Origin of the sequence: Nocardia sp. NPDC004068 (assembly GCF_042874315.1) — a bacterium.
Taxonomy (GTDB): Bacteria; Actinomycetota; Actinomycetes; order Mycobacteriales; family Mycobacteriaceae; genus Nocardia.
In genome coordinates this window covers 583465-596298 of the sequence record NZ_JBIAMW010000002.1, presented here as the reverse complement: position 1 = coordinate 596298, position 12834 = coordinate 583465, and the positions used below count along the sequence as shown (strand labels likewise).

Below are 12834 nucleotides of genomic sequence, written 5' to 3'. Positions count from 1 at the left end.
GAGTGTGGCGCAGCGCACATCCGCCCGGTATCCCTCGCCGGTCGTATTCGACCGCGACCTTCGGTCGATGCGGGTCAGCGCGTGCCGACCAGGCGCATGACCGTGGCGAAGTCGTCGACGTCCTCGAGGCCGAACACCGCCTCGACGACGGCGTCCATCCGGTCCTGCGCGAGCACGCCCTCGGCGTTGGTCCGGAACTTCCCGATCAGCTCCGCGTCGGTCATCCGGGTCTCCGGGTCCGGGGTCGGGCTGCCCTTCGGGTACACCCGGTCGGCGACGAAAGTCGTTCCGCGAGCGTCGACCTCGATGCGGGCGGGCCGCGCCGACGGATGCGCGGACAGCGCCTTGAAGTAGTCCGGGTGCGGTTGGAAGGTGACTCGTTCCATCAGCTCGAGCACCGACGGACTGAACACGAGGTCGGGATCGTGCCACGCCTTGCTCGGGGTGATGTTGTGCGCGCCGACGGCCAGCCCGTGCGCGATGCTGAACTGCGCGTCGTGGGTGTGCTCGATGACATTGCTCAACCACAACGGATGCAGGACCGCGGCCTCACCCCAGCATCGGATCGCCTCGATCTCCTCGGGCTTCAGATCGTTCTCCTCGACGATCTCGGTGAGCGCGTGCAGCGGCGCGTGCAGGATCCGGCAGTGCGGATACGGCTTGAAGGTCTGTTCGGCCGGGAACCACCACTCCTCGCCGAGACCGGCGGTGAGATTCTGCGGTTCCCAGCGGCGGGTGCCGATGAAACGGCGGTAACCCAGCTCGGCGTCGTCGAGGACCGGCAGGTCGCCCCGGTGCCCGAGCTTCGCCATGTACGCCGCGGTCAGGGAGGCGTTGGTGAGCGCGCCCGCGAGGGAGTACTTGATCGTCGCGGTCGGCGCGTGCGCCAGCCACGACCGCATGGAATTCACCGGCGAGGTGCTGGCCGCGATGGCCAGCGCGTGGGCGAGCACCTCGGCCGAACAGCCCTCGAGCTTGCCGACCGCCGCGGTCGCGCCGAAGACCGTGTTGCTGTAGCCCAGCACGGGCGACAGGTTCATCTCGGTGTCGGTGCGGTCGCGCAGGTAGTCGACCGACTTGTAGAACCGGAACGACATCTCGTGCGACAGCGCGATCGCGGCGAGCACATCGCGGCCCGAGCGCTGCCGGGCCTCGGCCACGGCCATGGTCGGCGGCAGGACGTAGGGCGTCACGTGGCCCGGCGGCAGCACGGCGTCGAAGTCGAGGGCGTTGATCAATTCCCCGTTGGCGAAGGCGGCGGCGAGCGTCGTCACCCGGTCGGGGGTGCCGATGACGGTGGCGTCCCCGTTCGAGCCGCCGACCAGGCGGGCGTATTCGATGCCGATCCGGCCCTTGTGCTGGTCGACCGCGCCCAGGGCGCAGCCCAGCGAATCGAGCAGGATGCGCTTGGCTTCGACCACGACCTCCTCGGGCAGGCGGTGGTAGTCGACCCCGGTGGTGAATCGGGCCAGTTGTTCGACGATGGTCTCGGACACGACGGCGTCCCTTCCTCGCTGCGCGCTGCTGTGCTGCCGGTATCACCATGGCGTCGATCGGGCGCGACGACATCCGCCGCCGGTCCGATTCGCCTGCGACCTTCGGCCGACTGGCGTCGGATCGCGGGAAGGTGCCGGACGACTTCCATCCTAGCGCTAGAATCAGACATAATATATTGTCCTTGAGTTTTTGGAGCGACAGTGGCAACCGCAACCACGGATTCACCCCACCGCGACGTGGCGCTCGACCGGGACCTGCACGCCCGCATCCGCGAACTCGTCGTCGAGGCCGGGGGTGCCCTCGGCCGGGAGTTCCCGGCCTACGACTGTTCCCGGGCGCTGGCCGCCAAACGCATGCTGCGCTACCTGTGGGACGCGACCGTGGCGGATCTGACCCGCGCGAGCGGGACGCACCCCGACCCGCCGACCGACCTCGCCGCCCTGCTCACCCGGATCCGCGACGCCGAGAGCGCGGTCGAGGAGGCCCGGCTGCGCGACGGCGTCGAACTGCTGCGCCGGGTGCGCCGCGCGCTGGCGACCCTGCGCGACACGACGACGGTCGACGAGTTGTTCACCCGGGCCTCCGAGGCGGCCTGCACCATCGGATTCGACCGCGTGCTGCTGTCCACCGTGGAGAACTCGGTGTGGAAGCTGAGCACGATGTGCGTGGTCGGCGACCCGAAACTCGCCGAGGACATGGTGGCGATCGGCCGCGACAATCCCCCGCGCCTGGACGGCACCCTGATCGAATCCGACGTCGTCGCGCACGGCCGGGCCGGTCTGGCCCTGGACGCCCAGCGCAATCCGCGGGTCGAGCGGACGCTGGTGAAGATGTCGCGCTGCACCTCCTACGCCATCGCCCCGCTCACGGTGCGCGGCCAGGTCGTGGGCATGGTGCACGGCGACTGCACCCTGCCCCACCGCGAGGTGGACGACTCCGACCGCGCGGTGCTGAGCCTGTTCGCCGAGGGCCTGAGCCACGATCTGGACCGGGTGCGCATCCTCCAGGGCGTCGCCGACCTCCAGCGCGGACTGCTGAACCTCACCGGCGGGATGCGGATCGGCGCCGGGCCCGCGGTCGCGGTCCCCGCCCAGCCGCATCCGCTGCTGTCGAGCCGGGAGGTGGAGGTGATCGAACTGCTCGCCGCGGGCGAACCGAACCGCCTCATCGCCCGCAAGCTGTCGATCTCCGAGGGCACGGTCAAGACCCACGTCACCCACATCCTGCGCAAACTCGGCGCCGCCAATCGCGCCGAGGCGGTGTCCTACTGGCTGCGCGACGGGTCCGCACGCTTCTGCGTATAATATATTGTGCATGAAGCCGTCCGCGACAGAGGTGTGCCCATGACGAGGATCAGGACCCAGCCCGACGACTGGACCGAACCGGGTCCGCATCAGATCGTGCGCGGCGTCCACCGGATCCCGTTACCCCTGCCGATCGACGGGCTCGCCGCGGTCAACGCCTACCTGCTCGAGGGCGCCGACGGGCTGATCCTCATCGACCCGGGCTGGGCCTGCCCGCAGACCGAACGCGCCGTCGCCGCGGCGCTGGAACGGCTGGGCTACGCGCTCGGCGATATCGCCGTCTGCCTGGCCACCCATCATCACGCCGATCACTACACCCAGGCGTGCGCGTGGCGAAAGACGTTGGGCTGCAAGCTGTTCACCGGACGCGAGGAACGCCACAGCATCGACGCCTTCCCGCTGCCCGGCGGTTTCCCGCATCATTCGCCGCTGCTCGCCCGGTGCGGGGCCTCGGATCTGGCGTCCCGGATCGCCCGCGACCCGGGACCGGCGGAATGGGACGGCATCCCCTTCGGACCGCCGGACGGCTGGCTCGACAACGGCGCGGTGATCCCGCTTAGGCGCGGCGCGCTGGAGGTGATCGCGACGCCCGGGCACACCCGCGGCCATGTCGTGTTCCATCATCCCGAGACGCGAATCCTGTTCTCCGGCGACCACATCCTCCCGCACATCACCCCCTCGATCGGCTTCGAGAAGGCGCCCGAACCGCATCCGCTGCGCTCGTATCTGGAATCCCTGCACCTGGTCGGCGGCCTGCCCGACACCGCCCTGCTGCCCTCGCACGGCCCGGTCACCAGCAGCACCCGCGCGCGGGTGGACGCCCTGCTCGACCACCATCGGCACCGCCTCGACGAGGTGTGCGAACGGGTCGCGGCGGGCGCCACGACCGCCTACGACATCGCCGCCGCCCTGCCATGGACCCGGCGCGGGCTGCGGCTCGACGACCTGCCGCCCGAGCATCAGCTGTCGGCGATCATGGAGATCGACGCCCACCTCGACGTCCTGTCGATGCAGGGCCGGGTCGGTCACGACGACGGCGCCACCGTGCGCCGCTTCGCGCTCGCGGCGTGAAACCACCAGCCGCACAACCCTTTTCACCGTGGAGGAATACGTGAGCACAGACCCTTCGGCCCGGACCCCGCTGGCGGGCTTGCGGATCATCGAATTCGCCAGCTTCGTGGCCGGTCCCTCGGGGGGCATGACGCTGGGTCAGCTCGGCGCCGACGTCATCCGGATCGACCCGATCGGCGGGGCCGCCGACTACACGCGCTGGCCGCTGTCGGCGCGGACCGGGCGCAGCCTCTACTGGACCGCGCTCAACCGCGGCAAGCGCTCGGTCGCGATCGATGCGCGCTCCCCCGAGGGCCGCGAGCTGATCATCGGACTGGCCACCGCGCCGGGACCCGACGCGGGCATCGTGGTCGACAACACCGTCGGCCGGCCGTGGCTGTCCTACGAGGCGCTCAGCGCGCGGCGCGCCGATCTCATCCAGGTGCACATCGACGGGTACGCCGACGGCCGGGCGGCGGTCGACTACACGGTGAATCCCGATGCGGGCGTTGCCGATATGACCGGACCGCTGGACGCGGCCGCACCGGTGAACCACGTCCTGCCCGCCTGGGACCTGCTGGCCGGGATGACCGCGACCACCGGACTGCTGGCCGCCCTGCACCGCCGCACCCGCACCGGGGCCGGATCGTTCCTGCGGCTCGCCCTGGCCGATGTGGCGTTCTCGTCGCTGGTGAATCTGGGCTGGCTGGCCGAGGCCGACGAACGGGGCCGGGCGCGGGACAAGCACGGCAACCAGGTCTACGGCAGTTACGGCGCCGATTTCGAGACCGCCGACGGCGAGCGCGTCATGGTCGTCGCCCTCACCCGTCGGCACTGGGACGGGCTGCGCCTCCTGACCGGCACCGGCGCGGTCTTCGACGCCCTGGAGAAGGCCCTCGACGCCGACCTCCGCACCGAGGACGACCGCTACCGCCACCGCGACCTGATCACCGCCGTCCTGCGGCCGTGGTTCGCGGCCCGCCCGCTGGCCGAGATCGACCGCGCCCTCACCGAATCCGGCGTGCTGTGGAGCAAGTTCCGCACCGTGCACGACGTGGCGACCGCCTTCCGCGCCGAGGGGTCCCCCGCGATCTTCGGCGAGGTCGATCAGCCCGGCATCGGCCCGGTGCTGACCAGCCGGTCCCCCCTGCGCATCGACTCCGAGTACGGCGACTGCGCGGTCGCCCCCGACCTCGGTGAGCACACCGGGCAGGTGCTGTCGGAGGTGCTGGGCGTGAGCGACGCCGAACTGGGCCGCCTGCACGACGCGGGCGTCATCGGCTCGGCGTAGCGGCCCTACGCGTCGGGCAGGGTGAATACGATCTTGCCGACGGCCGCCCCCGAGCGGAGGCGGCCGGCCGCGTCGCCGGGCTCGGTCAGCGGCACGGTCCGGTCGATCACCGGGCGGATCGCGCCGCGGGCCACGGCCGCGAGGACCTCCGGCCGCAGCCCGGCGATCACCGCGGCGAGCTCGTCGGGGCGGGTGAAGCCGAAGGAGACACCGTGCACGGTGAGGTGACGGTAGGACAGATCGTCGAGATCGATGGTCGACGCGGGCCCGTCGAGACGGCCGATATTGACCACGTGCCCGTCGTGCCGCGTGGCGGGCAGGCAGCGGGCGAACGTCGGCCCGCCCACGTGGTCGAGCACGACGTCGACGCCCCGGCCGCCGGTGGCGGCCAGGACGGCCGCGGAGAGGTCGGTGCCCGGGGTGACGACGACGGTGTCCACGCCCGCCTCGGTGAGCAGGGCGCGTTTGCCGGGCGCGCGGGTCGTGCCGATGACGTGCGCCGCCCCGAGGGCCTTGGCCAGTTGCGCGCCGATCAACCCGATCCCCGCGGACGCCCCGGTGATGAGCACACTCTGCCCGGCGGTGAACCCCGCCGCGGTGAGCGCGCCGTGCTCGGTCAGCAACCCCGTCGGCAGCGCGCACGCCACCGCCGGATCGAGGCCGTCGGGAAGAGGCAGGACGTGGCGGTGGTCGGCGAGGACGTATTCGGCGAACGAGTGCGGCGTCGAGCCCATCACCGCGTCGCCGACCCGCCAGTCACCGGTCCCGTCGCCGAGCGCGGCCACGGTTCCGGCGTACTCGAATCCGGCGACGAACGCCTCCCCGGTGCCGCCGCGGGTGGGGTCGGCCCGATCGAGCATCGGAATGTCGCCGTTGTTCGTCGCCGCGGCCCGGGTGCGGATCAGCACCTGCCCCGGGCCCGGCTCGGGCCGCGCGACCTCCCGCACCGCCCAATCCGGGCCGAACCCACCCACGAGCGCGCGCATCGTCCGGGGCATGGCGATCCTCCCGTCTCAGCTCCGGTCGTCGACCTTGTTACGCGAAATCAGTTGCGCGGCAATCACATTGCGCTGGATCTCGTTGGTGCCCTCGCCGAGGATCATCAGCGGGGCGTCGCGGAAGTAGCGCTCGACCTCGTACTCCTTGGAGAAACCGTAGCCGCCGTGCACGCGCATGGCGTCCAGGGCCACCTCCATGGCGGCCTCGGAGGCGTACAGCTTCGCCATCCCGGCCTCCATATCCGCGCGCAGGCCCTGGTCGATGCGGTCGGCGGCGTCGGCGGTCAGCAACCGCGCGGCCTGCACCTTGGTGACCATATTGGCCAGGTGGATGCCGACCGCCTGATGCTGCCAGATCGGCTTGCCGAAGGATTCGCGCTGCTGGGCGTAGACGGTGGCGTCGGCGAGCGCGGCCTGGGCCACGCCGACCGCGCGGGCGGCGACCTGCACGCGCCCGACCTCGAGGCCGCGCATCATGTGGTTCCAGCCGATGCCGGGCGTGCCGCCCAGCACGGCCGTGCTCGGGACGCGCATCTCGTCGAAGACCAGCTCACACGCCTCGACGCCGCGGTAACCCAGCTTGGGCAGCTTCTTCGAGATGACCATGCCCGCACCGGGTTCGACGAGCACCACGCTCATCCCCTTGTGCGCGGGCCTCGCCTCGCGGTCGGTGACGCACAGCAGGCCGATGAGCCCGGAGTGCGCGGCGTTGGAGATCCAGGTCTTGCTGCCGTTGATCACCAGGTCGTCGCCCTCGGCCCGCGCGGTGGTGCGCATGGCCTGGAGATCGCTGCCGCCGCCGGGTTCGGTGAGCGCCATGGTCGCCCGGATCTCGCCGGTCGCCATCTTCGGCAGGTAGGTCTTCTTCTGCTCGTCGGTACCGAAGGTGCGGATCAGATAGGAGATCACCGAGTGACCGCCGATCGCCCCGGCCATGCTCATCCAGCCGCGGGCCAGTTCCTCGGTGACGCGCGCGAAGCACGCGGTGCTGACCTCGACGCCGCCGAGGTCCGAGGGGACCAGCAGGCCGAAGCAGCCGAGCCGCTTCATCTCGTCGATCAGTTCGCCGGGGTAGATGTCGTCGGCCTCGAACTCCCGCACCCGGGGCCGGACCTTCTCGTCGACGAATCGGCCGACGAGGGCGACGATCTCCTGCTCGTCAGGAGTGAGGGTGGTCATCGTTCTCCTTCTTTCCTTGGTTTGCCCGGCGGCCGCGCGTCAGGCCGTCTCCACGGTCGCCGCGAGTCCCTGGCCGCCGCCGATACACATGGTGGCCAAGCCTTTTCCGCCGCCGCGGCGACGCAGTTCGTGCAGCAGCGTGGTCACCATCCGCATCCCGGTGGCCCCGATCGGATGCCCGAGCGAGATGCCCGAGCCGTTGACGTTGAGCCGGTCGTGATCGCGCCAGCCCCAGCCCTCGAGCACCGCGAGCACCTGCACGGCGAACGCCTCGTTCAGCTCGACCAGGTCCAGCCCGTTCAGCAGCTGCCGGGTGTCGAGCCCTTGGCGCGCCGCGAGTTTCGCGACCGCGGGTACCGGCCCGATCCCCATGCGCGACGGATCGCAGCCGGCCGCCGCCCAGCCGTTGAGATAGCCGATCGGCGTCAGGCCGAGATCGTCGAGCCGGTCCTCGGCCACCAGCAGACAGGCCGAGGCGGCGTCGTTCTGCTGGCTGGCGTTGCCCGCGGTCACCGTGCCGCCCGGGGTGATCGGGCGCAGCTTCGCGAGGGTCTCGGGGGTGCTGTCGGGCCGCACGCCCTCGTCGGTGGCGACCACCCGCGGCTCGCCGCGGCGCTGCGGCACCGTCACCGGCACCACCTCGGCGTCGAAGCGGCCGTTCTGCCACGCCGCCGCGGCGCGCTGATGGCTGCGGGCGGCGTAGGCGTCGGCGCTGTCGCGGTCGATCCCGTAATCGGCGGCCAGATTCTCGGCCGTCTCGATCATTCCGGAGATCTTGCCGAACCGTTCCTCGGGCTGGGAGCGCTCGCGGCCCCGGTCGAGCCGGTCGTAGAGCGAGACCGTGCCCGCCCGCGCGCCCCAGCGGGTGGCCGTCGAGTAGTACTCGATGCGGCTCATGGATTCCACGCCCCCGGCCAGCACCACATCGGCGGCCCCGGTCTGCACCATCATCGCCCCGGTCACCAGCGCCTGGAGGCCGCCGCCGCACCGGCGGTCCAGCTGCATTCCCGGCACCTCGATCGGCAGTCCGGCGTGCAGTGCCACCCAGCGGCCCACGCACGGCACCTCGGAGTTGGCGTAGGACTGCGCGAACACCACGTCCTCGATCCGCTCGGGATCGACGCCGGAACGGTCCACGACCTCGCGGACCACCGTGGCGGCGAGATCCTCCACCGGGACGTCGCGCAGCGCGCCCCCGAAGGTGCCGACGGGGGTTCGCAGGGGTTGCACGATCGCCACCCGCCGGACATATTGCTGATTCGACACCGTAGTCACACCCATTCCGATCGAATTGGCTCAGGACAGCCACCCGTCCGTGCCGCCGACACTACTTGCAGTTTATACATTTTATATAATATTCTTCAAGACGAACAGAGGACGGTGATCGACATGCCCGAGGTGGGCCCCGAAGACTTCAGCGCGATCCTGGCACATGTGCGCGAATTCGTCCGCACCAAGGTCGTGCCCCGCGAACAGGAGATCATGGCGGCCGACGCCATCCCCGCCGATCTGCGCAAGCAGGTCGCCGAGCTGGGCCTGTTCGGGTACGCGATCCCCCAGCAGTGGGGCGGTCTGGGGCTGGACCTCACCCAGGACGTCGAGCTGGCGATGGAATTCGGCTACACCTCGCTGTCGCTGCGCTCGATGTTCGGCACCAACAACGGCATCGCCGGTCAGGTGCTGGTGAACTTCGGCACCGACGAGCAGAAGGCCCGCTGGCTCGAGCGGATCGCCACGGGCGAGGTCGTCGCCTCCTTCGCCCTCACCGAACCGGGCGCGGGCTCGAATCCGGCGGGCCTGCGCACCAAGGCCGTGCGCGACGGCGACGACTGGGTCATCGACGGCCAGAAGCGCTTCATCACCAACGCCCCGATCGCGGATCTGTTCGTGGTCTTCGCCCGCACCCGTCCCGCCGACGACTCGGGCCCCGGTATCGCGGTGTTCCTGGTCCCCGCCGACACCCCCGGCCTCGAGGTCGGCGCCAAGGACGCGAAGATGGGCCAGGAGGGCGCCTGGACCGCGGACGTCACGTTCTCCGGCGTGCGGATTCCGGACTCGGCGCTGGTGGGCGGTTCGGAGGAGGTGGGGTACCGGGCGGCGATGACATCGCTGGCCCGCGGCCGGGTGCACATCGCCGCGCTCGCCGTCGGATCGGCCCAGCGCGCGCTCGACGAGTCGGTGAGCTACGCCGCCGCGGCCACCCAGGGCGGCCGCCCGATCGGCGAGTTCCAGTTGGTGCAGGCCATGATCGCCGATCAGCAGACCGGGGTGCTGGCCGGGCGCGCCCTGGTCCGCGAGACCGCCGCCCGCTACGTGAGCGGCGAGGACCGGCGCATCGGGCCGTCCGCGGCGAAGCTGTTCTGCACCGAGATGGTCGGCCGGGTGGCCGATCTCGCCGTGCAGATCCACGGCGGCACCGGCTACATGCGCGAGGTTCCGGTCGAGCGCATCTACCGCGATGTGCGGCTGCTGCGCCTGTACGAGGGCACCAGCGAGATCCAGCGCCTGATCATCGGCGGCGGGCTCGTGCGCGCGGCCGGGACGCGGAAATGACGGCGGCACACCAGGATTCGCTCGACGCGGCGACGTGGTTGTTCGTGCCCGGCGACCGGCCGGACCGGTTCGCCAAGGCGCGGGCCGCCGGGGCGGACATGGTCGTGCTGGACCTCGAGGACGCGGTCGCGCCCGAGCGCAAGGACGAGGCGCGCGACTACGTCCACCAGTGGCTCGCGGCGGGAAACCGCAACGCGGTGCGCATCAACGCCGACGGAACCCGTTGGTACGCGGACGATCTCGCGATGCTGGCGCGGCACCGCGCCGTCGTCATGGTCCCCAAGGCCGAGGACCCCGCCGCCTTGGGCGCGATCGCGGCGCAACTGACCGAGCCCGCCCTCGTCGCGCTGATCGAGACCGCGCGCGGGGTGCTCGACGCGGCGGCGATCGCCGATGTCCCCGCGGTGCGCCGCCTGGCGATCGGGACCTTCGACCTGGCCGCGCAGCTCGGCATCGCCCCGGGTGACCGGGAGGCGCTGGCGCCCGCCCGCGGCGCGCTCGTGCTCGCCTCGGCGGCGGCCGGGCTGGCGGGGCCGATCGACGGGGTCACCGGCGCGGTCGACGAACCGGAGCTGCTGACCGCCGACGTGAACTACGCCCGCCGCCTCGGATTCGCGGGCAAGCTCTGCGTCCATCCCCGGCAGGTCCCCACCGCGGCGGCCGCGCTCCGGCCGAGCGCCGACGAGATCCGCTGGGCCACAACGGTGGTCGAGGCGACCACGACCGAGGGCGTGGCCGTGCTGAACGGGCAGATGATCGACAAGCCGGTCGTCGACCGCGCCCAGCGCATCCTGCTCCAGGCGTCTCCCCGTCCCTGACATCCCGACGAAACGGAGTCCGACATGTCCCAACCACTGCTGCTCGACCGGACCGCGGTCATCACCGGCGCCGCCCAGGGCATCGGCTACGCCATCGCGGAGGCGTTCCTCGCCGAGGGCGCCCGGGTCGTCCTCGGCGACCTCGACGCCGACACCGTGAAGCAGGCCGCCGAACGTCTCGGCGGCCCGGACAAGGCGATCGGGGTGCGCTGCGACGTCACCGATTCCGCCGATGTCGACGCCCTGTTGCAGGCCGCGCTGGACACCTTCGGCGGCCTCGATGTCATGGTCAACAACGCGGGCATCACCCGCGACGCGACCATGCGCACCATGACCGAGGAGCAGTTCGACCAGGTCGTCGCCGTCCACCTGAAGGGCACCTGGAACGGCACCCGCAAGGCCGCGGCGATCATGCGCGAGCGCAAACGCGGCGCGATCGTCAACCTGTCGTCGTTGTCGGGCAAGGTCGGGCTGGTCGGGCAGACCAACTACTCGGCCGCCAAGGCCGGCATCGTCGGGCTGTCCAAGGCGGCCGCCAAGGAGGTCGCCCACCACGGCATCCGGATCAACGCCATTCAGCCCGGCCTCATCCGCACGCCCATGACCGAGGCCATGCCGGAGAAGGTCTGGGCGGAGAAGATGGCCGAGATCCCCATGCGCCGCGCGGGCGAGGTCAGCGAGATCGCCTCGGTGGCACTGTTTCTCGCCTCGGACCTGTCGTCGTACATGACCGGCGCCGTCCTGGAGGTCACCGGCGGGAGGTTCATGTAGTGCCCGGCTGGGAACCGCACACCGTCACCAGCTCCGAACTCATCGATCCCGCCCCGGTCGCCGCGCTGGCCGCGCTGTTCGACGACGGGCTGCCGGTCCCCGGCCCCGGCGACGAACTCCCGCCGATGTGGCATTGGGTGGCGCTGCCGCGCTGGCCGGTCTCCTCGCTGATCGGCGCGGACGGGCATCCGGTGCGCGGCGGCTTCCTGCCGCCGGTCGAACTGCCCCGGCGCATGTTCGCCGGCGGAGAGGTGCGCTGGCACAGCGAGATCCACGTGGGCGAGACCGTGCGGCGGGTGTCGCGGGTGGAATCGGTGACCGAGAAGTCCGGGCGCTCCGGCAAACTCGTCGTCGTGGTGGTCTCGACGCGGCTCTACCGCGACGGCGGCGAACTCGCGCTCGACGAACGCCAGGACCTCATCTACCGCGAGGCGGGCCCGGCCGCTCCTGCCACCGCCGACCCCGCCGACGCGGCGGCCCTGACCCCGGCGGGCGCCCCGCTGCGGCGCGCGGGGGACACGGAGTGGGACTTCGCCACCGATCCGACGCTGCTGATGCGGTTCTCCGCGGCCACCGCCAACGCGCATCGCATCCACTACGACTGGCCCTACGCCACCCGCGTGGAGGGGTACCCGGGCCTGGTCGTGCACGGACCGCTGATCACCCTCGCCGCCGCCGAGGTCCACCGCCTCGCCGGGCGGACCGGACGCCCGGCCGGGCTGCGGCACCGCAACCGCGCTCCCCTGTTCTGTGCCCAATCCGCCCGGTTCCGGATCGAGCCGGGCGACGCTCCGGGCCCGCGGATCGACCTGCTCGGCCCCGGCGGGGACGCGCACGCGACCGTCGAGATCGATCTCGGATGAGGAAGGCCCCCACCATGATTCGCACCTTCACCGGACCCGACGAGGTCCGCGCCGCGCTCGGCGAACCGCTGGGCCCGAGCGAGCCACTGCTCGTCGACCAGGCCCGGATCGACGCGTTCGCCGAGGTGACCGGCGATCACCAGTGGATCCACGTCGACCCGGACCGCGCCGCCGCCGGTCCGTTCGGCCGCACCATCGCGCACGGGTATCTGACCCTGTCGCTGCTGCCCTGGTTCGGCGCGCGGCTGTTCGCGCTCGAATTCGGCTCGGCCCGAGTCAATTACGGGGTGGACAAGGTGCGGTTCCCCGCGCCGGTCCCGGTGGATTCGACCCTGCGCTGCACCGCGACCTTCACCGATCTGCGCGAGGCGGCGGGCGGCACCATCCTCACCACACGCTATGTGGTGCAGGCCACCGACGCGGCCAAACCGGCCTGTGTCGCCGACACTTTGGTGCTGCTCACGTAATCGGGCCCGGCGCCGTCGCATCTTATATTATGTTTTGACGCGC

12 protein-coding genes are annotated in these 12834 nt (G+C 71.4%); 8 read left to right on the top strand and 4 right to left on the bottom strand.

Going from position 1 to position 12834, the window contains the following annotated elements; all coding sequences use genetic code 11:
• Window positions 1–74: 74 nt before the first annotated feature.
• Window positions 75–1496: an MmgE/PrpD family protein gene (locus tag ACFYTQ_RS06815; protein WP_387357682.1), complete on the bottom strand. Its 1422-nt coding sequence runs from the start codon at window positions 1494–1496 to the stop codon at window positions 75–77.
• 201 nt (window positions 1497–1697) lie between these two features.
• Between ACFYTQ_RS06815 and ACFYTQ_RS06810 the strand changes: the two genes are divergently transcribed.
• From ACFYTQ_RS06810 to ACFYTQ_RS06800, 3 genes are read left to right on the top strand one after another with little or no spacing between them, the layout of a single operon-like run.
• Window positions 1698–2801 carry a LuxR C-terminal-related transcriptional regulator gene (locus tag ACFYTQ_RS06810; protein ID WP_387357681.1) on the top strand — a complete coding sequence of 368 codons (1104 nt, stop codon included), beginning with the start codon at window positions 1698–1700 and terminating at the stop codon, window positions 2799–2801.
• Between the two features lie 39 nt (window positions 2802–2840).
• Window positions 2841–3872, top strand: a complete 1032-nt coding sequence (locus tag ACFYTQ_RS06805) for an MBL fold metallo-hydrolase (RefSeq protein ID WP_387357680.1) — start codon at window positions 2841–2843, stop codon at window positions 3870–3872.
• 40 nt (window positions 3873–3912) lie between these two features.
• On the top strand, window positions 3913–5142 hold the full coding sequence (locus tag ACFYTQ_RS06800; RefSeq protein ID WP_387357679.1) for a CoA transferase: 1230 nt from the start codon (window positions 3913–3915) through the stop codon (window positions 5140–5142).
• 5 nt (window positions 5143–5147) lie between these two features.
• Here the strand turns inward: ACFYTQ_RS06800 and ACFYTQ_RS06795 are convergent, their stop codons facing one another.
• The 3 genes from ACFYTQ_RS06795 to ACFYTQ_RS06785 are packed head-to-tail and all read right to left on the bottom strand — an operon-like array spanning window position 5148 to window position 8594.
• A complete protein-coding gene (locus tag ACFYTQ_RS06795) occupies window positions 5148–6140 on the bottom strand; it encodes a zinc-binding alcohol dehydrogenase family protein (protein WP_387357678.1) in 993 nt (330 codons plus the stop codon).
• 15 nt (window positions 6141–6155) lie between these two features.
• On the bottom strand, window positions 6156–7319 hold the full coding sequence (locus ACFYTQ_RS06790; protein WP_387357677.1) for an acyl-CoA dehydrogenase family protein: 1164 nt from the start codon (window positions 7317–7319) through the stop codon (window positions 6156–6158).
• Between the two features lie 39 nt (window positions 7320–7358).
• Entirely contained in the window at window positions 7359–8594 is a 1236-nt protein-coding gene (locus ACFYTQ_RS06785) for an acetyl-CoA C-acetyltransferase (protein ID WP_387357676.1), read from the bottom strand.
• Window positions 8595–8708: 114 nt separating this feature from the next.
• On the opposite strand from ACFYTQ_RS06785, the gene ACFYTQ_RS06780 reads away from it, so the two are divergent.
• Genes ACFYTQ_RS06780 through ACFYTQ_RS06760 form a run of 5 tightly spaced genes read left to right on the top strand, consistent with a single transcriptional unit; the run spans window position 8709 to window position 12791 of the window.
• A complete protein-coding gene (locus tag ACFYTQ_RS06780) occupies window positions 8709–9872 on the top strand; it encodes an acyl-CoA dehydrogenase family protein (RefSeq protein ID WP_387357675.1) in 1164 nt (387 codons plus the stop codon).
• Window positions 9869–10690, top strand: a complete 822-nt coding sequence (locus ACFYTQ_RS06775; protein WP_387357674.1) for an HpcH/HpaI aldolase/citrate lyase family protein — start codon at window positions 9869–9871, stop codon at window positions 10688–10690. Before ACFYTQ_RS06780 ends, ACFYTQ_RS06775 begins: the two co-directional genes overlap by 4 nt.
• A 24-nt stretch (window positions 10691–10714) precedes the next feature.
• Window positions 10715–11461 (top strand): 3-oxoacyl-ACP reductase FabG, encoded by a 747-nt coding sequence (gene fabG / locus ACFYTQ_RS06770; RefSeq protein WP_387357673.1) that lies wholly within the window; start codon window positions 10715–10717, stop codon window positions 11459–11461.
• The gene (locus tag ACFYTQ_RS06765; RefSeq protein WP_387357672.1) at window positions 11461–12324 is read left to right on the top strand and encodes a MaoC family dehydratase N-terminal domain-containing protein; all 864 of its coding nucleotides are present in this window, start codon (window positions 11461–11463) and stop codon (window positions 12322–12324) included. Before fabG ends, ACFYTQ_RS06765 begins: the two co-directional genes overlap by 1 nt.
• Before the next feature lie 14 nt (window positions 12325–12338).
• The gene (locus ACFYTQ_RS06760) at window positions 12339–12791 is read left to right on the top strand and encodes a MaoC family dehydratase (RefSeq protein ID WP_387357968.1); all 453 of its coding nucleotides are present in this window, start codon (window positions 12339–12341) and stop codon (window positions 12789–12791) included.
• Window positions 12792–12834: the final 43 nt, after the last annotated feature.